Source organism: Alkalithermobacter paradoxus (assembly GCA_002029295.1).
Taxonomy (GTDB): domain Bacteria; phylum Bacillota; class Clostridia; order Peptostreptococcales; family Peptostreptococcaceae; genus Alkalithermobacter; species Alkalithermobacter paradoxus.
This window is the reverse complement of record MZGW01000004.1, coordinates 32,840-53,948: the sequence shown is the minus strand read 5'-3', so window position 1 is coordinate 53,948 and position 21,109 is coordinate 32,840. Positions and strand designations below refer to the sequence as shown.

At 30.3% G+C, this 21,109-nt stretch carries 24 protein-coding genes; 4 read left to right on the top strand and 20 right to left on the bottom strand.

All coding sequences use genetic code 11. The annotated features are described in order from the left end of the window. Positions 1–5: 5 nt before the first annotated feature. From CLOTH_RS06535 to nadD, 3 genes are read right to left on the bottom strand one after another with little or no spacing between them, the layout of a single operon-like run. Positions 6–887: an LCP family protein gene (locus tag CLOTH_RS06535; protein ID WP_331722040.1), complete on the bottom strand. Its 882-nt coding sequence runs from the start codon at positions 885–887 to the stop codon at positions 6–8. A gap of 48 nt (positions 888–935) precedes the next feature. Then, positions 936–1,499, bottom strand: a complete 564-nt coding sequence (gene yqeK / locus CLOTH_RS06530) for a bis(5'-nucleosyl)-tetraphosphatase (symmetrical) YqeK (RefSeq protein ID WP_079412314.1) — start codon at positions 1,497–1,499, stop codon at positions 936–938. Between the two features lie 4 nt (positions 1,500–1,503). Beyond that, positions 1,504–2,196 carry a nicotinate-nucleotide adenylyltransferase gene (gene nadD, locus CLOTH_RS06525; RefSeq protein WP_079412312.1) on the bottom strand — a complete coding sequence of 231 codons (693 nt, stop codon included), beginning with the start codon at positions 2,194–2,196 and terminating at the stop codon, positions 1,504–1,506. Between the two features lie 204 nt (positions 2,197–2,400). Between nadD and recX the strand changes: the two genes are divergently transcribed. Together recX and CLOTH_RS06515 are read left to right on the top strand one after the other, a co-directional pair. Continuing rightward, the gene (gene recX / locus CLOTH_RS06520) at positions 2,401–3,042 is read left to right on the top strand and encodes a recombination regulator RecX (protein WP_079412310.1); all 642 of its coding nucleotides are present in this window, start codon (positions 2,401–2,403) and stop codon (positions 3,040–3,042) included. Positions 3,043–3,106: 64 nt separating this feature from the next. After that, complete coding sequence (locus CLOTH_RS06515) at positions 3,107–4,036, top strand: M14 family metallopeptidase (RefSeq protein ID WP_079412308.1); 930 nt, start codon at positions 3,107–3,109, stop codon at positions 4,034–4,036. An 18-nt stretch (positions 4,037–4,054) separates the two neighbouring features. Here the strand turns inward: CLOTH_RS06515 and yhbY are convergent, their stop codons facing one another. The 6 genes from yhbY to rplU form a co-directional block, all read right to left on the bottom strand. Then, on the bottom strand, positions 4,055–4,348 hold the full coding sequence (gene yhbY, locus CLOTH_RS06510; protein ID WP_079412306.1) for a ribosome assembly RNA-binding protein YhbY: 294 nt from the start codon (positions 4,346–4,348) through the stop codon (positions 4,055–4,057). A 15-nt stretch (positions 4,349–4,363) separates the two neighbouring features. After that, on the bottom strand, positions 4,364–5,644 hold the full coding sequence (gene obgE, locus CLOTH_RS06505; RefSeq protein ID WP_079412304.1) for a GTPase ObgE: 1,281 nt from the start codon (positions 5,642–5,644) through the stop codon (positions 4,364–4,366). A gap of 10 nt (positions 5,645–5,654) precedes the next feature. Next, positions 5,655–6,209 (bottom strand): Spo0B domain-containing protein, encoded by a 555-nt coding sequence (locus tag CLOTH_RS06500; protein WP_158080479.1) that lies wholly within the window; start codon positions 6,207–6,209, stop codon positions 5,655–5,657. Between the two features lie 136 nt (positions 6,210–6,345). After that, the gene (rpmA, locus tag CLOTH_RS06495; RefSeq protein WP_079412500.1) at positions 6,346–6,636 is read right to left on the bottom strand and encodes a 50S ribosomal protein L27; all 291 of its coding nucleotides are present in this window, start codon (positions 6,634–6,636) and stop codon (positions 6,346–6,348) included. Between the two features lie 5 nt (positions 6,637–6,641). Further along, positions 6,642–6,974, bottom strand: coding sequence for a ribosomal-processing cysteine protease Prp (locus CLOTH_RS06490; RefSeq protein WP_079412300.1), 333 nt, complete (start codon positions 6,972–6,974; stop codon positions 6,642–6,644). Positions 6,975–6,978: 4 nt separating this feature from the next. Next, complete coding sequence (gene rplU, locus CLOTH_RS06485) at positions 6,979–7,290, bottom strand: 50S ribosomal protein L21 (protein ID WP_079412299.1); 312 nt, start codon at positions 7,288–7,290, stop codon at positions 6,979–6,981. Between the two features lie 208 nt (positions 7,291–7,498). On the opposite strand from rplU, the gene CLOTH_RS06480 reads away from it, so the two are divergent. Then, positions 7,499–7,684 (top strand): DUF1540 domain-containing protein, encoded by a 186-nt coding sequence (locus CLOTH_RS06480; RefSeq protein ID WP_331722038.1) that lies wholly within the window; start codon positions 7,499–7,501, stop codon positions 7,682–7,684. Positions 7,685–7,698: 14 nt separating this feature from the next. Here CLOTH_RS06480 and CLOTH_RS06475 read toward each other — a convergent pair whose 3' ends face one another. The 4 genes from CLOTH_RS06475 to CLOTH_RS06460 are packed head-to-tail and all read right to left on the bottom strand — an operon-like array spanning position 7,699 to position 11,918. Then, positions 7,699–9,102, bottom strand: a complete 1,404-nt coding sequence (locus tag CLOTH_RS06475) for an Rne/Rng family ribonuclease (RefSeq protein WP_079412298.1) — start codon at positions 9,100–9,102, stop codon at positions 7,699–7,701. 11 nt (positions 9,103–9,113) lie between these two features. After that, entirely contained in the window at positions 9,114–9,809 is a 696-nt protein-coding gene (locus tag CLOTH_RS06470; RefSeq protein ID WP_079412296.1) for a TIGR03936 family radical SAM-associated protein, read from the bottom strand. Beyond that, positions 9,809–11,653 (bottom strand): TIGR03960 family B12-binding radical SAM protein, encoded by a 1,845-nt coding sequence (locus tag CLOTH_RS06465; protein ID WP_079412295.1) that lies wholly within the window; start codon positions 11,651–11,653, stop codon positions 9,809–9,811. The genes CLOTH_RS06470 and CLOTH_RS06465 overlap by 1 nt, the downstream gene beginning before the upstream one ends. Continuing rightward, on the bottom strand, positions 11,631–11,918 hold the full coding sequence (locus CLOTH_RS06460) for a hypothetical protein (RefSeq protein ID WP_079412293.1): 288 nt from the start codon (positions 11,916–11,918) through the stop codon (positions 11,631–11,633). The genes CLOTH_RS06465 and CLOTH_RS06460 overlap by 23 nt, the downstream gene beginning before the upstream one ends. Positions 11,919–12,091: 173 nt before the next feature. Here CLOTH_RS06460 and CLOTH_RS06455 point away from each other — a divergent pair, with 173 nt between their 5' ends. After that, entirely contained in the window at positions 12,092–13,273 is a 1,182-nt protein-coding gene (locus CLOTH_RS06455) for an FprA family A-type flavoprotein (RefSeq protein WP_079412292.1), read from the top strand. Between the two features lie 134 nt (positions 13,274–13,407). Here the strand turns inward: CLOTH_RS06455 and CLOTH_RS06450 are convergent, their stop codons facing one another. The 7 genes from CLOTH_RS06450 to kamA are packed head-to-tail and all read right to left on the bottom strand — an operon-like array spanning position 13,408 to position 21,093. Next, complete coding sequence (locus CLOTH_RS06450) at positions 13,408–14,250, bottom strand: 3-hydroxybutyryl-CoA dehydrogenase (RefSeq protein WP_143715440.1); 843 nt, start codon at positions 14,248–14,250, stop codon at positions 13,408–13,410. Between the two features lie 12 nt (positions 14,251–14,262). Further along, a complete protein-coding gene (locus CLOTH_RS06445) occupies positions 14,263–15,027 on the bottom strand; it encodes an enoyl-CoA hydratase-related protein (RefSeq protein ID WP_079412291.1) in 765 nt (254 codons plus the stop codon). Position 15,028: 1 nt separating this feature from the next. After that, positions 15,029–15,796 (bottom strand): lysine 5,6-aminomutase subunit beta, encoded by a 768-nt coding sequence (kamE, locus tag CLOTH_RS06440; protein WP_079412290.1) that lies wholly within the window; start codon positions 15,794–15,796, stop codon positions 15,029–15,031. Next, positions 15,796–17,352: a lysine 5,6-aminomutase subunit alpha gene (gene kamD / locus CLOTH_RS06435; protein ID WP_079412288.1), complete on the bottom strand. Its 1,557-nt coding sequence runs from the start codon at positions 17,350–17,352 to the stop codon at positions 15,796–15,798. Before kamD ends, kamE begins: the two co-directional genes overlap by 1 nt. A 1-nt stretch (position 17,353) precedes the next feature. Continuing rightward, a complete protein-coding gene (kamC, locus tag CLOTH_RS06430; RefSeq protein ID WP_331722037.1) occupies positions 17,354–18,829 on the bottom strand; it encodes a lysine 5,6-aminomutase reactivase ATPase KamC in 1,476 nt (491 codons plus the stop codon). Then, the gene (gene kamB, locus CLOTH_RS06425) at positions 18,822–19,847 is read right to left on the bottom strand and encodes a lysine 5,6-aminomutase reactivase subunit KamB (RefSeq protein WP_079412287.1); all 1,026 of its coding nucleotides are present in this window, start codon (positions 19,845–19,847) and stop codon (positions 18,822–18,824) included. Before kamB ends, kamC begins: the two co-directional genes overlap by 8 nt. After that, on the bottom strand, positions 19,840–21,093 hold the full coding sequence (gene kamA / locus CLOTH_RS06420; RefSeq protein WP_331722036.1) for a lysine 2,3-aminomutase: 1,254 nt from the start codon (positions 21,091–21,093) through the stop codon (positions 19,840–19,842). Before kamA ends, kamB begins: the two co-directional genes overlap by 8 nt. Between the last annotated feature and the right edge of the window lie 16 nt (positions 21,094–21,109).

The window sequence follows — 21,109 nt, the reverse complement described above, 5'->3', positions numbered from 1 at the left end:
TTGCTTTACTCACCTAAGTTATAAAGCTCTTTTACTAATTTATTCAGTTCATCATCATTTACTTTATAGTATGATACTCCACTTATCATCATTGGCTGCCCTGGAATAGTTGCTTTTTGTATTTCATTTGGATTTATTTTACTAGCTTGCAGTGCTAATGATACCATTTCTGTTCTTTTAAGATCTGTATCTACATATTTATGAAGTGTTTCTACATAGGAAGGTATTCTAAGTATAGAAGCTGGACTTAAGACTTTCTTTATAAGAGCATCCATGAATTGCTGCTGAGCTCTTATTCTCCCTAAATCTTGATCTGGATATCCTTTTCTATATCTTAAAAACTGCATAGCCTTATTTCCATCTAGTACTTGTCTTCCTTTTTTTAAGTCAATGTAAAGAGGTGGACTTGCAGATGTATCTGTGTATTTCATATTCATAGGTACATCTACTTCTACTCCTCCAACATCATCTACAGTCTTAAATAGTGCCTGATAATCTACTCTTACATAATGATGTATAGAAATTCCAAGTAAATCTTTAACAGTACTTATTGCTAAATCAGCTCCCCCATATGCGTGAGCGTGATTTACTTTATCGTATCCTTTTCTTCCCCTTATCCTAACTCTAGTATCTCTAGGTATAGAAAGTATAGAAGCTTGATTTTCTTTTGGATCTAAACTCAGTACCATAATAGTATCTGTTCTTACTCCTCTTTCCTTGCTACCATCCATACTGTCTATACCTAATAATAGTATATTAACTCTTTCGTTTCTTTGACGTTTATCTATTCCTTCAGATCCTTCTGAATATCCTATAGAAGTTTCTTCATCTTTTACTATAAGATATAGTGCTGTACCAAATACCATTGTAAATATTACAAAAGACAATATAAATACTCTAAAAAAATGTTTCAATATGCTCACCTCAAATCATACTTACTTACACAATAAATAATTCCTTGCTTTTACAGTTATAGGATGAAGAATCTTTTGTATAGAAATTACATATTTTATTGTGTTATCAAACGACATTAGTAATGCTTTATCCAAATCTTCATTATAGGCTGTATTTCTTAATTTATCTACTCCTGGGTAATCTCTATTTGGCTCTATAAAATCCGCTACATATATTATTTTCTCAAGCTTTGACATATTTTCTTTCCCTGTAGTGTGATATGTTATTGCAGAAAGTATACTCTCATCATCTACTTTAAATATATCCTTAGATATATAAGCCCCTACAATGCCATGTGCTAATTCTAATTCTTTCTTTTGTATATCATCTAGTAAGATATTGTATTTTCTTACGTAATAAAGTACCTCATCTTTACCTAGACACTTTGCACAGTCATGCAAAAGTGCTGCTACCTCTGCTTTTTTTACGTCTTCACCATAAATTTTTGCTAATTTTTTTGCACTTTCAACTACACCTAGAGAATGAACTAATCTTTTTTCAGTTATCATGTTCTTAAGTATACTTATCATATCTTTTATATCCATATTATCACCTATATAAATTGTACTTAAATATATACTTTTCTACACTTTCTGGAAGCAAGTATTTTATTGATTCATCTTTTTTTATTTTTTCTCTTAAATCTGTAGATGAAATATCTAACGAAGGAACGGATACATTAAATATTTGTGCATCGTACTTTTGTCTAAAAAGCTGCGCTTTAGTTTTTGCACTATCTAGATTGACTCCAGGCCTTGTAGCTCCGATAAACTTTCCTTCTTTAAAAAGATTAGGAACATCTTTCCAGGTTTCCATATCACATAAAGCATCAGCACCCGTTATAAAATAAATTTCAGAATATGGATATACTTTTTTCATTTCTCTTAGTGTGTCTATCGTGTATGATTTTCCTATTCTCTTTAGTTCTATTTCTGAAACAAAAAAATTTTCATTAGTTTGAGTAGCCAAGACACACATGTAGTATCTATGCATCTTATCAATAATAATTCTGTCAGTTTTATGTGGTGGATCTCCAGATGGTATAAATATTATCCTATCAAGCTCAAAGTTAGTTCTTATATATTCTGCAGTTACCAAGTGTCCGTAATGAATAGGATCAAATGTCCCTCCCATTATTCCAACTTTAGATAAATTTCTACTATTTTCTTTAGTTCTAAGCTCCTTCTCCTTATTGACGTTTAAAGCAAAGTTCAAGCAATCACTAATGTCTACATCAAACACATAAACACCTCTTTTTTGCAATGTTTCAACTTATGACATTATACACCATTTTTCTTACAAATAAAAGTAATTGATTTAAATTAGATATTCTTGCAAAAATGTATTATAATTTTATTTATCTTTATAACTATTGCAATACAATTAATAGTATTGTTTCTTTTGTATGGAAAACATATACACATTAATATAAAAAGGATGGTATTAATGAACAAAATAACTAAACTAGAATTTCAGAAAAATAACAGTGATAGAGTGAATATATACATAGACAATAACTTCTTCATGGGGGTGTATGCAGATATAGTTTATTCATTAAATCTTAAAGTTGGAAAAGAAGTGGATAACATTGATTTATATAATCTAATTAATGAGGAAATGTATCTTAAATCAAAAGATTTTGCATTAAAGACTATATCTTATTCTCCTCAAACCGAAAAAAATATGAGAAAAAAATTATCTAAGAAAGAATTTGATGAGAATATAATAGAAAGAACTATTGAATTTTTGAAAAAATATAATTTTATAAATGATGAAGACCTAGCTAAAAAAGTAGCTAGTGATAACATCAATATAAATAAATTCGGAAAAAACAAAATTAAATACAATTTGTACAACAAAGGAATAGATAAAAATACTATATCAAAAACATTATCGGATATAATAGATGATGATAAAGAATTTGAAAATGCTCTACACCTTGGAAGAAAAAAACTAGAAAAAATAAAAGATGATGATAAAAGCAAAGTATATAGAAAATTAGCTTCCCATCTTTCATATAAAGGATTTGATCATGAAATTATAAAAAAGGTAATTAGAAAACTTTTAGATTATGATGTATATGAGTAGTATTTATCACAAATCACCTTCAAGACTATACAATAATATTATTAATATATGTGAGGTGATTTAATTGAGCATAGTTAATACAAAAATTAATTACACTTATGAGATACTTCAAAGAGATATAAACAATTTAAAAAGTAAATATGAATTTTTGGAAGTTAATACTATAGGAAATAGCGTCCTAGGAAAAAAGCTGTATTGTATAAAGCTAGGAAATGGACCTAATAAAGTTTTTTATAATGCTGCTCACCACGCACTAGAGTGGATTACAACTCCACTTCTTATGAAGTTTGCAGAAACCTTTTGCTATGCATACTCAAATAATAAAACCATAAAAGGATACGATATAAATAATATATATAATCAAAGCTCTCTATATATAGTTCCTATGGTAAATCCTGACGGTATTGATTTAGTGATTAATGGGCTCAACAAAAATAATCCTTATTACTTAGATTTAATCAAATGGAACAAAGGAAATATGGATTTTTCTAAAAACTGGAGTGCTAATATTAAAGGCGTGGATCTTAATCACAACTATGATGCTTCTTGGCACTTATCTAAAACTTATGAGATTAAGTATGGTATTTTAGGTCCTGGACCTACTAGATTTTGTGGTGATTACCCAGAGTCTGAACCTGAAAGTAGAGCTTTAGCTAACTTTACCCGAAAACATAATTTTGAACTTGTTCTTGCATATCATAGCCAAGGTGAAGTAATATATTGGAATTATAATAATCTTGCTGATGAAAGATCTAAAAAGATAGCTCAAATGCTTTCAAAAGTTAGCAATTATCCTTTAGATGAAACATCTGGAATAGCATCTTTTGGAGGATTTAAAGATTGGTTTATAGAAAAGTACAATAAACCTGGCTATACAATAGAAGTTGGAATGGGCAAAAACCCTTTACCTTTAACTCAATTTAATAAAATATATAATGATAATGAAGAGCTTTTAATCTTAGCATCTATCGCAACAATCAAAAACTACCTATAGTAGGTAGTTTTTATTGTTTTATTTAGGAAGCTCTATAATAGGCTTTTCTATATTCTTTTTATATATAGTAAACTTTGATCCTATAGCCTGAACAAATTCTCCTCTTACAAGTCTAGCTACCTCATTTGCAGTTTCCTTTGCATCAAGTCCACTATTTTCAAGTATATTAACTTTAACTATCTCTCTTGCTCTTAAAGCATCATCTAACTGTTTTAGGAAAGCTTCAGTTATACCTTCTTTTCCTATTTGAGTTATAGGTTTTAGTCCATTTGCTATAGATTTAAGATAAGCTCTTTGTTTTCCTGTTAACACCTTCTGTACCTCCGTTTATTCGTAGTATTCAAATTCTAAGTCATATATTTTAACTAAATCTCCATCTTGTACGCCTAGTTCTTTGAGTTTATCAAATATTCCTTTTTTCTCCATAACCTTTTGGAAGTATTGTAGAGATTCCATATCTTCAAAATCAACAGAATATAAAAGCCTTTGGAGCTCTTTTCCTTCAACTATATAAACTCCATCTTCTTCTTTAACTGTTATCTCTTCAACACTGATTTCTCTTAAATCTTCTTCTTTCATCATTTCTTCTTCCGAAACAATTTCTACTTCCTCTACTTCTTTTAAGATATTAGCAACATAGTTTATTACATCATCTACTCCCTCTCTGGTTGCAGCAGACATTGCAAAAACCTTATATCCTCTAGACTCTATCTCTTCTTTGAATATTTCATAATTGTCTTTTGCATCCTGAAGATCCATTTTATTTGCAACCACTATTTGAGGTCTAGTAGCTAATTTTTCATTATATTTTTTTAGTTCTTCATTTATCTTATCAAAATCATCTAATGGGTCTCTTCCCTCTACTCCTGATACATCAACTATATGAATTAACACTTTAGTTCTTTCAACATGCCTTAGAAAATCATGTCCAAGACCTACTCCTTCATGTGCTCCTTCTATAAGCCCTGGAATATCAGCTAGAACAAAGCTATCTCCAAATTTAGTTTGAACAACTCCAAGGTTTGGTGTAAGTGTAGTAAAGTGGTAGTTAGCTATTTTAGGCTTTGCACTTGTAACTACTGATAAGAAAGTAGACTTTCCTACATTAGGAAATCCTAATAATCCTACATCAGCTATAAGTTTAAGCTCTAGTATTATCCATCTTTCCTCTGGGTCTTTACCTGCTTCTGCAAAAGTAGGAGCTTGTCTTACTGCAGTTGTGAAGTGATTATTACCTCTTCCTCCTCTTCCTCCTTTTGCTATTATAGCTTTATCTCCATGTTTCTTTAAATCTGCTATAACAAGTTTAGTTTCTTCATCTCTTATTATAGTTCCAGGTGGCACTTTTAGAATTAAGTCTTCACCAAATTTTCCGTGTTTACTTTTACTTTTTCCATCTTCTCCTGGCTGTGCTATATATTTAGTTTTATATTTAAAGTCCATAAGAGTTCTAAGTCCCTCATCCACTTCAAATATAACACTACCTCCTCTGCCGCCATCTCCACCATCTGGTCCTCCAGCTGGCACATATTTCTCTCTTCTAAAGGCTACTGCTCCATTTCCACCTTTTCCGCCTTTAACGAATATTCTAGCCTTGTCTATGAACATATAATCACCTCTAGTCTAGTTCAACTTCATATATAAGGTAATTGTCTTCAAATATTACCTTATCTTTAAAGTTTTCAAGTTCCTTTCTCATTATATCCATAAGATTACTGTCATCTATTTCTATCTTTAAAATAAAAGCATCTGGCATTTCTTCAATATAAAATATTTGTTCCTCAAAATGAGAGTTAGTATACATACAATGTAATATTATATCTACTATTTTTTCAAATGAAAATACAGCATCATCTAAATTCTTAACTACTATGTCTTTCTTTTCTCCAACACTATAAACTTCAAAATCTATACAAAGCCCTAAGTTATTTGCTCTTTTGAATTTATCCGAAAGCATAATATAAAGTTCTATACAATTTAAGTTTGATAACTTGCTGTTTATTTTGGCATTTTTGCTACACTTATTTATATACTCAATAACCTTATCAGTTCTATTCAATTTCATATATCCATATATTATTTGAATTTCATTTAAAAAATCATGTCTTTGTTCTTTAAGTAGTTCTTCTATTAGTTCCCAGTAATGCAGTTTTATTTTATGTATTTCTTTCAATTTCATACCCCCCTAACTTATGTATATATTCTATTTATTTGAGGGCTATTCCTTTTTTATGCAGTTAACTTAATTTTATTATGTAATAAAAAGTCTTATAATTAAAAATAGGAGTGTCTAATGACACTCCACATTATTATTCAGCAACAGCAACTGGATATATGCTAACTTGCTTTCTCTTCTTGTCTTTTCTTTCGAACTTAACAACACCATCAACTAAAGCAAATAACGTATCATCTCCGCCTTTTCCTACGTTATTTCCTGGATGTATCTTAGTTCCTCTTTGTCTTACTATTATGCTTCCAGCACTAACTAATTGTCCGTCGTATCTCTTAACTCCTAGTCTTTTTGCTATAGAGTCACGTCCGTTTTTAGAAGAACCTACTCCTTTTTTACTAGCGAACAATTGAAGGTCTATTCTTAAAATCATAGTTACACCTCCTTCTCATCAAGTGTCACGAAAGAAGGATATCCTTCTTTTATATTTTTTATACCAAGCACCATTGTTTCCACTATAGCATTAACTATAAGTCTTTTATCTATATTCAATTCAAAAGGAAGTTTACAGTGTAGATACCCGCTATTAATTTTAAATTCACATTTTACGTGTGCATAATCAGAAAGTCCGATTATTGCAGTTTGAGATAAAGCTGAAATAGCAGCACAAACTATGTCCTCTCCATGAGAAGCATAATTTGCATGTCCTTTTATCTCAAATTCAATTATATCTCCTTTTGAATTTCTCTTTATAGATGCCTTAACCATATAATTATGCGTTTATTTTTTCGATAACTATCTTAGTGTATGGCTGACGATGTCCTTGCTTTCTTCTGTAGTCTTTCTTTGGCTTGTACTTGAACACTATGATTTTCTTTCCTTTTCCTTGCTCTACAACCTTAGCGTCAACTTTAGCTCCATCAACTACAGGATTTCCAACTACAAGACTTCCATCTTTAGAAACAGCTAATACTCTATCTAAAGTTACAACATCTCCTTCATTAGCTTGTAACTTTTCAACGAATAAAGTGTCTCCTTCTTGAACTCTGTATTGTTTTCCACCTGTTTCAACTATTGCGTACATTCTTCGCACCTCCTCAATCCAGTCTCGCCAAGCCAAGGTACCTTTTTAGGATTTGTAAACCCGACTTGTGCGGCTACCTACAGATATAGATAATATCAAAAATTGTCTTTTTTGTCAATGGTATTTGAAGCTAATTGAGCAGTATATTTTAAAAATATCTTCACAAAATAGTCTTGGGTAACAAATAAAATTTAAGGAGGAATTAATTATGAATAATATGAACAATATATCTAATATGATTAATAGCACTATAAGCAGAGTTTCATGTTCTGTTGCAACATGTAACTATAACCAAAATGGTCAGTACTGTAGTGCTCCATCAATTCAAATAAAAGCACATAATGCTCAAAGTGCTGAAGAAACTGATTGTGCTACATTTGAGCCAAAACACTAACTTTAAAGGGATGCTTAGCATCCCTTTAAAACCACTTTTATATCTCCTGCTTTTATCTTGTCACATTTTCGAATATTTATATCTATACCATAATAATTTGATATTTTATTTATATCATTTAGATTATCTTTGTTTATTAACTCGTACACATTCTCTGATACTTCAAATATTACAGATTCCATAACAGTGTGTTCTCTTATTCTTCTCACTTCTTTTTCTATATTATCTAAAATACTACTTATAGACCTAATCTTTCCTTCTCCGCTACAAACACTACATTCCATCTTGAAGTGACTATCTATAGAATTTCTTGTTTTTTTTCTTACAACTTCGACTAATCCTAAATTTGTGATTCCAAGTACATTCGTTCTAGTTTTATCATCTCTTAGATGTCTTGAAAGCATCTTTAAAAGCTTGTCTTTATGTTCTTTACTTTTCATATCTATAAAGTCTATTATTATTATTCCACTTATATCTCTTAACCTAAGTTGTCTTGCTATTTCTACAGCAGCTTCACAGTTTGTTTTAAATATAGTTTCATCTAATCCTAAACTTCCAGTGAATTTTCCTGTATTGACATCTATAACTGTTAAAGCTTCTGTCTTGTCTATTATTATATATCCTCCGCTTTTTAGCCATACTTTTCTATTTAGAGCTCTTTGTATCTGGCTTTGTATTCCGTAGTAATCAAATATATCTACTACATCATCAAAGTATTTTATCTTAGATGTAAATGAAACATTAATAGATTTAGCTAAAGATTTTATTTCACCATACTTTTTGTAATCATTTATTATTATTTCTTCAATATCTTGTGCTAGATTATCTCTTATAGTTTTTAAGGATATATCAATATCTTTGAAAAGCAACTTAGATCCTATCCCTAATTTGTACTCCTTTTCTATGTTTTCATACATCTTAAGTAGATTTTTAAGGTCATTTTGTAGTTCTTCCTTTTTGACATCTATAGCCTGTGTTCTTATAATTATACCTTTGCCGTTTGGTTTTATTTCACTTGCTATATCTAGAAGCCTTTTTTTCTCGTCTTCACATTCTATCTTGTTTGATATGCCTAAGTGGTCTTTATTGCATACTAATACCAAACTTCTCCCTGGAAGACTTATCTCTGTAGTTAGCTTTGGACCTTTGTCTTTTTCTCCTTCTTTTTTAACTTGAACTAAAATATCTTGTCCTTGTTTTATTTCTTCATTTTTTAGAGGTAAATAGCCACTTTTGTGAAGCCCTATATCTACAAAAGCAGCTTCCATTCCTTTAAGCACTTTTGTTACTTTACCTCTATATATATTTCCAATTATTTTTTCATCATTTCTTTCAATCCATAAGTCTACTAGCTTATTATCCTCTAAATAAGCTATTTTTGACTCAATACATCCCCAATCTATAATTAATGATTTCAAAATATCACATCCTAAATAGGAGTATTTAACTTTCCATTATTTTCAATGTAAAGATCTTGTCTTATTATAATTAAATTTTCTACATCTATATCTAGATTAGCTATATTGTTCAATTTTGCAATCAATGCATTCGGCTTTAGATTTCCGCTTGAGCCTGTAGATATAATAGTATCTAATTTTAATACATTTTGTTCATAAGAAATAACATTAAGCTCTCTTATCATAGGTCTTATATTTAAGTCTACTAATCTTCCTTTTTTATTCTCTCTAACATCTATTATTTCTTCTTTGTTCATAAATTCATTTATTTTATTTTTTACTTCATCGAAACTGTATTCATTATCTGTATTGCATATTATAGTATATCTTCCATGGGTTATACTTCCCATTAAAGATGGTGCAGTGCTATCTATATATTTAGCCTTTATGAATTTCAGTCCTTCTGGGAGCACCTTGTTTATTCTTTCTATAAATTCATTTTCACTCATTTCTTCATTTATATCTATATCTACATACTCTCCTAGGCTTGATACTCCTAGAGAAAGAGCTTGTCCGAACGCAATTTTAGGATGGGGATTGAATCCCTGAGTGAAATTAACCTTTATTCCTGCTATTCTAAGGGTTCTATCTATCAATCTTAAAAGATCTAGGTGAGATATATATATAATATCGTTTTGTTTAGTAAATTTACATCTTATTAGTGGCATTAACACATCCCCCTTGCTATATCTACATTAACTCCGCATGCTTTGCAGTTTAATCTACAATCTGTTGTAAGCTCTCCTCTTAAAGCTCTTTCATTCTCTGAAATTAAGAACTTCTTGCTAACCCCAGTATTTATATGGTCCCAAGGAAGTATTTCATCATAACTTCTATTTCTAGTTGCATAAAAGTCCATATCTATTCCGTTTTCTTCAAAAGCTTCTACCCAAAGGTCAAATTTAAAGTGATCTGTCCATCCATCAAATTTGCATCCTTTTTTGAATGCATCATAAATAACCTTTGAAAGTCTTCTATCTCCTCTTGCTATAACTGCTTCTAGGAAACTAGTATTTGAATCGTGATAATTGTATCTTATATTTCTATTTTTTAGTTTTTTGCTTAGGTATCTTTGCTTTTCTCTTAATGTTTCAATATCATTTTGTCCATACCACTGAAATGGAGTAAACGGTTTTGGTACGAATGAAGATGTACTTATAGTTACACTAAAGTGTTTTGTAAGTTTCCCATTATGAACATCTCTATAAGTATCTATAACATTATATGCAAGATCTGCTATTCCATCTAAATCTTCATATGTTTCAGTTGGAAGTCCTATCATAAAGTAAAGTTTTACACTGTTCCATCCCATTTCAAATGCTTTTTGAGTAGCATTTTTTAAATCTTCCTCTGTTACTCCTTTATTTATAACATCTCTAAGTTTTTGAGTACCAGCTTCTGGTGCAAATGTAAGCCCTGATTTTCTTACCTTTTGAACCCTTTGTGCAAGTTCTAACGAAAAGTTATCAAGTCTTAAAGAAGGTAAAGATATACCTATTTTTTCTTCTTCACCATATTTATTTATTAAATGATCAGATAACTCCTGAAGCTGTGAATAATCGCTTGTACTTAAAGAAGCTAAAGATATTTCTTCATATCCTGTACTTCTAACAAGCTTTTCTGCAAGATCTTTTAGCTTTTCAAAACTTCTTTCTCTTATTGGTCTATAAATCATTCCAGCTTGACAGAATCTGCATCCTCTTGTACATCCTCTGAAAAGCTCTAGCATTACTCTACCATGAACTACTTCTATGTAAGGAACTATTATTCTATCTGGGAAATAGCTTTCATCAAGATTACTTATTATTCTTTTTTCTATTTTTTGTGGTATATCTTCTTTTAATGGTCTAAACTCTTTTATAGTTCCATTTTCATTGTATTCAAATGTATAAAGAGAAGGTATATATACTCCTTTTATATTCTTTGCAATATCATATAAAAATTCTTCTCTTGAAGTTTTGTTATTTTTCCATAACTTATATCTATCTAATATTTCTAATGTTACTTCTTCACCTTCTCCTAAAACAACTATATCCGCAAAATCTGCTATAGGTTCACTATTATATGAACATGGCCCACCTACTATAACAAAAGGATCATCTACACTTCTTTCTTTAGAGTATATTGGTATATTTCCAAGTTCTAGCATATTTAATATGTTGGTGTATGAAAGTTCATATTGAAGCGTGAACCCTATAAAATCAAGATTTGTTATAGGTTCTCTTGACTCTAGCCCAAATAATGGAATATTGTTATTTCTCATCATTTCTTCCATATCTGCAGCTGGTGCAAATACTCTTTCGCAGTATATATCGTCTTTAGAATTTAGTAAATTGTACATTATATGAAGTCCTAAGTGGCTCATGCCAACTTCATATATATCTGGAAAAGCAAACCCAAATCTTATCATATCTTCATTTGGACTTTTGTGATATGTATTAAGTTCATTTCCTAAGTATCTTGCAGGTTTTTCTACTTTAAGTAAAATATTATTCAAATTCACCTTCGTCATATAATTTAAATACCTCCGCTGTTTTTTTCTGTATAATATTCATATACTGTGCAAAATCTATATCATGTTGTAATACATGTCTTATATTATCTATATATCTTTCACTTTTTAAGAAATTAGCTTTAACCCCTAAAGCCAACAGAACAATTATACACGAAATTACAAATTGTATCAAAATTTTATTTAAACCTTTGTTTCTTCCAATACTACTTTTTCTCATACCAATGCTTCTTATTCTTCTTTGGTAGAATCTTCTTTTTATCATACCAAAATCCCCCTAATCATATTTTTAGTTCATTATATGAAAAAAATACTACTTTAAGACGAAAAAAATAAATCCTCAAGGTTATACTATTTATATATTCTGATTAAACCTTTTTGTATTGGGTAAATAGATAATATAAAAATATAAGCGAAGATTTAGGAGGTATAGTATTTATGAAGGCTTTTGAAATAAAAAACAAAATATATTGGACAGGAGTTGTAGACGCAGACCTTGAAGTATTTGACATAATAATGAAAACAGAACATGGAACAACGTACAATTCATACTTTATAGATGATGAAAAAAAAGTACTGATAGATACTGTAAAAGCTAATTTCAAAGATGAATTTTTGCAAAAGCTAAGTGACATAACAGATATAAAAGGCATCGACTATGTTATAATAAATCACACCGAGCCAGATCATTCTGGAAGCTTAAAATATATATTAGAAATAAACCCAAATGTTGAGGTTTATTGTACTCAAGCTGCTAGCATATTCCTAAAGGAACAAGTAAATACAGACTTTAAATGCCACGTTATAAAAGACGGAGAAACTTTAAATATAGGAAGTAGAGATCTTAAGTTTATAACAGCTCCATTTCTTCACTGGGCTGATTCAATGTTTGTTTACAGTGAATCTGACAAAATACTATTTACATGTGATGGCTTTGGATCTCACTACAGTAAGGTAGATCCTGAGGCTGTTAACGACTCTGAGTATCCACAGGCTCTAAAATTTTATTATGACTGCATAGTAAGTCCTTTTGCTCAACATGTTCTTAACGCAATAAATAAAGTTAAAGATTTTGAAATAGAAACTATATTAACTTCCCATGGACCTATACTTTCTCAAAATCCTATGTACAACGTTGAAAAGTATTTAGAGTGGTCAACTGAAGAAGTAAAAAATAGAAATCAAAAACAAGTAGCTCTTCTTTATTTATCAGCCTATAAAAATACAGTATCAATGGCTGAAAAAATAAAAGAAGGGTTAGAATCTGAAAATGTTAAGGTAGAATTTGTAGATGCTGAAAGTGAGGATTTGGCAAAAGTTCATAATATAATAAATAGATCTAAAGGTATAATTTTAGGATCTCCTACTATAAATAGATCCATGGTAAAACCTATGTGGGATGTTTTATCTGTAATAGATCCTATGGCAAATAGCGGTAAAGTTGCAGGAGTGTTTGGATCATTCGGTTGGAGTGGAGAAGGTATTCAAATGGCTAACTCTCTTTTAAAGCAAATGGGCTTTAAAATCCCACTTGAACCTATAAGTAAAAAATTCTCTCCTTCAGAAGAAACACTAAATCAATGTTTTGAGTTTGGGAAGAATTTTGCTAAACATATATAAAAAAGTCTTTCTTTGGAAGATTTTAAAGGTAGACCTTTTTGAAATTTATAACGGAAATTATAAATTATCCATAATTCAAAAAATTTATAATTTCCTATTCATTATAAACAAAAACTGGCTAAATTTAGCCAGTTTTATTCATATTCATAAAATCCTATTCTAGTTTTTCTTCCTAGCTGATTTCCTCTTACCATTTTTCTTAAAAGTGGATGTGGTCTGTATTTATCGTCTCCAAATTCTTTATGTAGTATTTCCATTATATTAAGAACAACATCATTTCCTATTAAATCTGAAAGCTCAAGTGGACCCATTGGATGTGCAGCTCCTAGCTTCATAGCTGTATCTATTTCTTCTTTAGTTGCTACACCTTCACTTAATATCCCTACAGCTTCATTTATCATAGGTATAAGTATTCTATTAACTATAAATCCTGGAGCTTCATTTACCTTAACTGGTGTTTTGTTTATGTTACTACATAAACTCAATATTTTTTCCTCTGTATCTTGTGATGTAGACACGCCACTTATTACTTCTACAAGTTTCATAACTGGTGCAGGATTAAAAAAGTGCATTCCTATGAATTTATCTACCCTCTTAGTTGAAAGAGCAACTTCTGTTATGCTAAGAGAAGATGTATTTGTTGCAAATATTGCTTCATCATTTACTATTTTGTCTAATTCCTTAAATATCTCTTTTTTTACATTTATGTCTTCCACGGCAGCTTCTATAATAATATCTACATCTTTAAGATCTTCCACTTTTGTTGTAGTATTTAGATTACTTATTATTCTATCTTTATCATCAGTATTTATCTTTCCTTTTCTCACTTTATTATCTAAATTTCTTTCTATTATCTCTTTTCCTTTTCTTACATTCTCTTCTTTTATATCTTTAAGTATTACATTGTGTCCATTTTCAATAAAAAGTTGTGCTATTCCACTTCCCATTGTTCCGCTTCCAATAACACCTATTTTCACAATCACTACCCCCTATCTATTTTCAAATTGTGGACTCCTTTTTTCTATAAATGCTTCCATACCTTCTTTTTGATCTTTTGTACTGAAGCAGTTAGCAAAACACTCAACTTCGTAATCTATAAATAAGTTCTTATTATTAGAAAAGTTCATAGCCTTCTTTGCTTGAATTATTGCTTTAGGTGCTTTGCTTATTATCTTACTACCTATATTTATAGCTTCAACTAAAGGATTTTCGGATATCTTACTTATAATTCCTATGCTTAATGCTTCATTTGAATCTATTATATCCCCCGTAAATATCATTTCTTTAGACTTTGACACTCCTACAACTTTAGATAGCCTTTGAGTTGCTCCAAATCCCGGAATTATTCCTAAGTTCACTTCTGGTTGCCCAAACTTTGCTTTATTGCTTCCTATTCTAATGTCACATGCTAGTGCAAGCTCTAATCCTCCACCTAAGCAAAATCCATTTATAGCTCCTATTACTACCTTGTTGAGATTTTCTATTTTAGAGAAAACTTTGTTTCCATATCTAGAAAACTCCATAGCTTCAACACTGTTCATATCTTTCATTTCTTTTATATCTGCTCCTGCTACAAATGATTTTTCTCCTTCTCCAGTTATTATGATTACATGTAAGTTGTTATCTTTTTCTATTGTGTCTATTAAATTATCAATTTCAATTAACGTTTCTTTATTTAAGCTATTAAGATATTTAGGTCTATTTATTTTGAGGACTCCTATATTGTCATTTATTTTCTCGTAACAAATATTCATCCTACTCCCCCCTATTATTACTCATTCTACTTACCATTTCAGTAACTGCAAATGTAGCTACATCATCTGCATACTTTCCAGGACCAAACCCCGCATCATATCCTAGTTCCTTTGCAAGTTCATGACTTATTCTAGGTCCACCACATATCAAAATTACTTTCTCTCTTATTCCCTCTCCTTCAAGAAGTTCAACTAAGTTCGTTAGATTCTGAATATGGATATCTTTTTGTGTAACAGTTTGAGACACTAAAAGTACATCAGCTTTAAGCTCTATAGCTTTTTTTACAAATTCTTCATTTGGAACTTGGCTACCAAGGTTATATGCTTCTATCATTTCATATCTTTCAAGTCCATAATGTCCTGCATATCCTTTCATGTTCATTATTGCATCTATTCCTACAGTATGTGCATCACTTCCTGTACTTGCCCCTACAACTACTATCTTCCTCTTTATATTTTCTTTTATATACTCATTAGTCTCTTCCATACTCATTGTATCAACATTTACACTTTCAACGTGTATTTGAGTATAGTCAACACTGTGAATTAAACTTCCATACACAACAAAGAATGTAAATCCTTTATCTAGTTCACTGCTGTAAGCTACGCAAGGATCCATCAATCCCATTTTTTTAGAAAGAATTTTTGCTGCTTCTACTCCTTTTTCTCCATTTTCAACTGGAAGAGTGAAACTTATCTGGACTTTTCCATCATTCATAGTATCTCCATAAGGAGTTATTCTTGTAAGATCAAGTGTTTTGCTATCCATTAGTTTCTTCCCCCTAACATAAGTTCTATAAATGGATTAAAGTAGTCTTTGTGTTTTTCAACTACTCCATCAAGTCCTTTTCCTCCATCAATTCGTCTTTTTATTCCTCCGAATGTTCCGCTTTCTAAAGTTTTAAATAGCTCTTGTTTTTCTATTTCTAAAAGTAATTCATACGCTTTATTTAATACATCATTTGCTCTTTTTTGAATAATTCCATCTTCTTTGAAAGTAATTTCATTCCCTAGATCTTCCATATTATTAAATATATATTTAGCATTTTCTATAGCTAAGGCTCTATCTGACATAAAAGGAGTATGTATAGCTTCTGTAAGCATTCCTAAAAGATGTATTTTTTGATTTGTCATTATCGTAACCATGTTAAATAGTGCATCTTGAATATGACCTTTGAATATATTTCCTGTCATAAATTTAGTAGGTGGCATATACTTTAATGGGGCTTTAGGGAATATCTCTCTAGCCATTTGAGCTTGAGCTAATTCAAATAGAAATCCATTTTTCTCATCAGGTGATATTTCAAATGCATGACCAAGTCCCATTTGTTCTTCTTTAAGTCCTGCTATAAGTGCAAATTGTTCATTTATAAATTGAGAAGCAAGTACAGTATGCGCTTCTTCTATAGCATCGGCAGTAGTTAAGTAGTTATCTTCTCCAGTGTTTATTATTACACCAGCAAATCCATTTATTATTCTTGAGAAGTACTGATCTACCATTGTTCTTTTCATATTTATATCTCTAAATAATATTCCATAAAGAGCATCATTTAGCATAACATCTAATCTTTCAAGTGCTCCCATTGCAGCTATTTCTGGCATACAAAGTCCAGAACAATAATTACAAAGTCTAATGTATCTTCCAAGCTCTTTTCCTACTTCATCTAATGCACTTCTCATTAATCTAAAGTTTTCTTGCGTAGCGTATGTTCCACCAAATCCTTCAGTAGTTGGACCATAAGGGACATAATCTAATAAGCTTTGTCCTGTTGTTCTAATAACTGCAATTATATCAGCACCTTGTCTTGCAGCTGCTTTTGCTTGAATTATATCTTCATATATATTACCTGTTGCAACTATAACATATAGATATGGACCTTGCTTATCTCCGTATTTTTGTAGATAATGTTCTCTTTTAGCTCTATTGTCCTTTATCTTCTTTACAGTTTCTCTAGCTACTTTAGATACTGCTAACTTTATCTCAAATAAATCTGCCATAGGTATTTTAGTAATTTCTATTTCCTTGTTTGAAACTTTCATAGCTACTTCTTGCGGAGTAATTCCTAATTTCACCATAGCGTTTCCTATAAATATAGCTACTCCAAGCGAAAGGGCATTTTCTTTTTTTATGCTATCTACAACGACATTTGCAAGTGGAACACCATATTCATCTACTCCATCAATTCCAAGTAATCTACATACAGTTCTTTCTACTGCTACTGTAGTGTGCATATCTATAAATTTCTGAGTATTCAAGGCTATATTCTTAGCACAACTTCTCGCCTTTTCTACTACTGACCAATCTAAATTTAACTTACTTTTCATATTACTCCCCCTCATAATACTTCTTAGCTAAATTTACAATCTCATTTTCAAGCCCTAGCAATATAGATATATTTAGTGCATCTTTAGGGACTTTATTATCTACTGATACTTTCTCTAATCTATAATCCATGTGATCTTGAATTATCTGTATAGACTGCCTTTTATTTAAATCTATTCTTCTTTTTAGTGAGTCAAAATTTATATTTTTAAGTCCTATAACCTGATAATGAACTATATCAGAATTACCAACATCATCATAATGAGTTGATAATACACTCATAGATTTATATTTATTTAGATACTCACATAAAGCTTTTGCTAGAATTTTTCCTTCTTTAGGATTTGTTCCTCTAGCAAATTCATCTAACGCAATGAATCCATTTCCTATCTTTATGCTTTCTGTTATTTCTTTTAGTTTGATTACCTCTGCTCCAAATGTGCTAAGGCCTTTATTTATAGATTGCATATCATCAGAAATGTAGTATATAAAATCTAGTATAGGTATATGTGCATTCTCACAAAATACGAAAAATCCCATATTAGCTAAAAGTATATTAAGAACTATAGTTTTTAGCGTAACGCTTTTGCCTCCCATGTTAGCTCCTGTAATAAGAGTACTTCCTTCATCTAGTGATATACTAATTGGTATGAATGGACTTTTCCTTTTTTCCAGTATTTCTTTTATACTTGGGTTAAATGCATTTTTGAGCTGTATTTTGCAATCTGTAATTATGTTTGGCTTTACCCCATCATATTTTATTGAAAGCCTAGCCTTTGCTATAAGGATATCTAACTTTGCTAGTGATTTTATATTTTCTTCTATATCAAATACTTTCTTATTTATTTTCTCTGTTAGATATTTTCTTATTTTAAGCTCTTCTTTTTCCTCTTGTATAACTATATCTAACCTTTCTTCTTTCAGTATTTTTATTTTTTCTTCATCTTCTTCAAGAAATATTTTTTCTTCGATAATTCTTTTATTCTCTCTTATCTTTTTTAAATTAGTGCTATATGAGCTGTATATATAAAATGTAGGTAATTTATTGTTTTCTGGATCTAATAGATTTGATATTTCTTGTAGTGAATTAAAGTTTACACTTTCTATTTTTATATCTAGGCTACTATAAATAGTGATTAAGTCATTTATCAGTATAGAAAAATTTTTTATTTCATAAAGTTCTATCTCATCTAGTGTGTTTAAAGTTTTGCACTTTCTAATAGAGCCACTTATATCTTTGTATTTTGATAGATTTCTAGTTATATCATTGTATATATCATCATTGAGCTTCATATTATGTATGATATTTTCTATATTGTTTAGTTCTTTTCTTAATAAATTCAATTCACTTTTTTTGAAGGGCTTTATTTTCTTTTTTTCTTGTATTCCAAAAGGTGTATGTATGTTCAAATTTTCTAATATGAAGTTAAACCCAACATCTTGTCTTTGTTCATCATCTAAGAATCTAATATTATCCACCTCCCACGACATCAAATACAGGTAGATTTATTTTTTCTCTAAGCATATTTAGGAATTTATCTTTATCAAATTCATATCCATAAGGAGATTTAGGATTTACACTTATCCCTATTATGTTTATTTTGTTTATTACTTTTATCTTTGCACCTTTTTTAATTAATTTATTTAGTGTTTCCTCACTTATAAATAGTTTGGTTCCATCTTCAACTAAAAAAGTAATTTGACTACATATATCTGTAGATTTCATAATGTATTCTAAAAGTGAATCTGATAATATTCCATTAATAACTATGTATTCTGAGAATTTATCTAAACTTTCTATTATCTCTTTTGATGCGTCTAGAGATGTGAGTACATCTAATTTTTTTACTTTTTTGTGTTTGTCTATAATTCCTACTTTGCAAGTGTTTATTATATCTTTAGATATATCTAGTATTTGCCTTTCTTTTTCCTTTTCAATAGACAAAAGATTTACAGTGTGTGAAGTCATCTGAACTACTTTTTGTTGACTGTTAGAAAGTGTAGCTCCTGTGCAAAGTATAGTTGCTTGTGTTACTTTAGGTGAGGCTAAACTTTTTCTAGATAATGCACCATCTACAAGTATAAGATCACTTCCTAACTCTTCTAAATGTCTATATATCTTTTCTATATAATAGTTTTGGGAAGGACCAGCAATTTGGATATATCCATCACTTATACATCTAAATATTATAATTTCTCCCATTGATGTGTTTATAGAAGTAGTTTTTAGTATTTCTTTTGTTATATCACTATCTAAAAAACAAGATTTTGCAGTAGCAATAATGCTTCCTTTTTCTACATAAATCCTAGGCTTTGCTGTGCTAGTTACTATGTCTTCTTCTTCTCCATCTCTTCCAATAGATGTAAGACCAAGGGTTAACTTACCCCTAGCCTTACCTATAATATAATTTAGTGTTGTTGTCTTTCCTACATTCTTATCCATTCCTATTATTGATATGCTTTTGTAATTTCTTATTTCATCTATAATATTATTCATCTTTTTTCTTGCCTCTTGATTTCCTTTCAAGACCTTCTGGCTCTAGTGCCATCTTTTGATTGTTCAAAAGTCCTGCTACTCCAACTAAATCTATGTTTTTTTCTTTTCTACAAATATCACATTTGCATCCAGGAGTATAGCTAGTAGGCTCTTTATATGTTGTAATTACCCCTTCAAAGTTTCTAAGTATTACTTTGTCGTGGCTTTGTGAGATTATATAATTTGGCATAACTGGAGTCTTTCCTCCACCCCCTGGTGCATCTACGACGAAGGTTGGAACACAAAATCCTGATGTGTGACCTCTTAACCCTTCTATTATTTCAATTCCTTTAGATACAGTAGTTCTAAAATGCTCAAGTCCCATAGAAAGGTCACATTGATATATATAGTAAGGTCTAACTCTTATTTTTACTAGTTCATTTACAAGTTTCTTCATTACATGAACGCAATCATTAACTTCCCTTAATAAAACTGATTGGTTTCCAATTGGAATTCCTGCATTAGCTAACATTTCACAAGCTTTTCTCGATTCTTCTGTTATTTCATTTGGATGATTAAAGTGTACATTTATCCAAATAGGATGGTATTTCTTTAGCATATTCACAAGATCTTCTGTTATTCTTTGAGGCATTACCACAGGAGTTCTACTTCCTATTCTTACAATCTCAACGTGAGGAATTTCTCTTAATTTTCTTATTATGTATTCTAATTTTTCATCAGATATTAAAAGTGCATCTCCACCTGATAATAATACGTCTCTTATAACAGGAGTCTTGCTTATATATTCGATTGCTTTGTCTATTTGCTCTATCGGTAAAACATCGTCAGTATGTCCTGCAAATCTTCTTCTTGTACAGTGTCTGCAATACATTGCACACTGATCTGTAACTAAAAGAAGTGCCCTATCTGGATATCTATGAGTAAGGCCTGGAACTGGAGAATCCTCATCTTCGTGAAGTGGATCTAAAAGATCTGCTTCAGCTTTATGTAATTCTAAAGTTGTAGGTATAGCTTGCTTTCTAATAGGGTCATTTTTATCATTTGGGTCTATAAGAGATAAGTAATAAGGAGTTATAGACATTCTCAATGCCTTTAGACATTCCTTCGCACCTTGTTCTTCTTCATCAGTTAATGGTATATATTTCTTAAGTTCATCAACAGTCTCTATTCTATTTTTTAGCTGCCACTTCCAATCGTTCCAATTGCTATCACTTACATCTTTAAATAATTCAAATCTCCTATTCATATTTAACCCCCCTATA

Bases quoted from the DNA above. Each gene is read 5' to 3' on its own strand.
- yqeK (WP_079412314.1), bottom strand. From the start codon at position 1,499: ATGGATATAAAAGATATGATAAGTATACTTAAGAACATGATAACTGAA.
- recX (WP_079412310.1), top strand. From the start codon at position 2,401: ATGAACAAAATAACTAAACTAGAATTTCAGAAAAATAACAGTGATAGA.
- obgE (WP_079412304.1), bottom strand. From the start codon at position 5,644: ATGTTCATAGACAAGGCTAGAATATTCGTTAAAGGCGGAAAAGGTGGA.
- CLOTH_RS06490 (WP_079412300.1), bottom strand. From the start codon at position 6,974: ATGGTTAAGGCATCTATAAAGAGAAATTCAAAAGGAGATATAATTGAA.
- rplU (WP_079412299.1), bottom strand. From the start codon at position 7,290: ATGTACGCAATAGTTGAAACAGGTGGAAAACAATACAGAGTTCAAGAA.
- CLOTH_RS06480 (WP_331722038.1), top strand. From the start codon at position 7,499: ATGAATAATATGAACAATATATCTAATATGATTAATAGCACTATAAGC.
- CLOTH_RS06470 (WP_079412296.1), bottom strand. From the start codon at position 9,809: ATGCCACTAATAAGATGTAAATTTACTAAACAAAACGATATTATATAT.
- CLOTH_RS06465 (WP_079412295.1), bottom strand. From the start codon at position 11,653: ATGACGAAGGTGAATTTGAATAATATTTTACTTAAAGTAGAAAAACCT.
- CLOTH_RS06460 (WP_079412293.1), bottom strand. From the start codon at position 11,918: ATGATAAAAAGAAGATTCTACCAAAGAAGAATAAGAAGCATTGGTATG.
- CLOTH_RS06455 (WP_079412292.1), top strand. From the start codon at position 12,092: ATGAAGGCTTTTGAAATAAAAAACAAAATATATTGGACAGGAGTTGTA.
- CLOTH_RS06445 (WP_079412291.1), bottom strand. From the start codon at position 15,027: ATGAATATTTGTTACGAGAAAATAAATGACAATATAGGAGTCCTCAAA.
- kamE (WP_079412290.1), bottom strand. From the start codon at position 15,796: ATGGATAGCAAAACACTTGATCTTACAAGAATAACTCCTTATGGAGAT.
- kamD (WP_079412288.1), bottom strand. From the start codon at position 17,352: ATGAAAAGTAAGTTAAATTTAGATTGGTCAGTAGTAGAAAAGGCGAGA.
- kamB (WP_079412287.1), bottom strand. From the start codon at position 19,847: ATGAATAATATTATAGATGAAATAAGAAATTACAAAAGCATATCAATA.
- kamA (WP_331722036.1), bottom strand. From the start codon at position 21,093: ATGAATAGGAGATTTGAATTATTTAAAGATGTAAGTGATAGCAATTGG.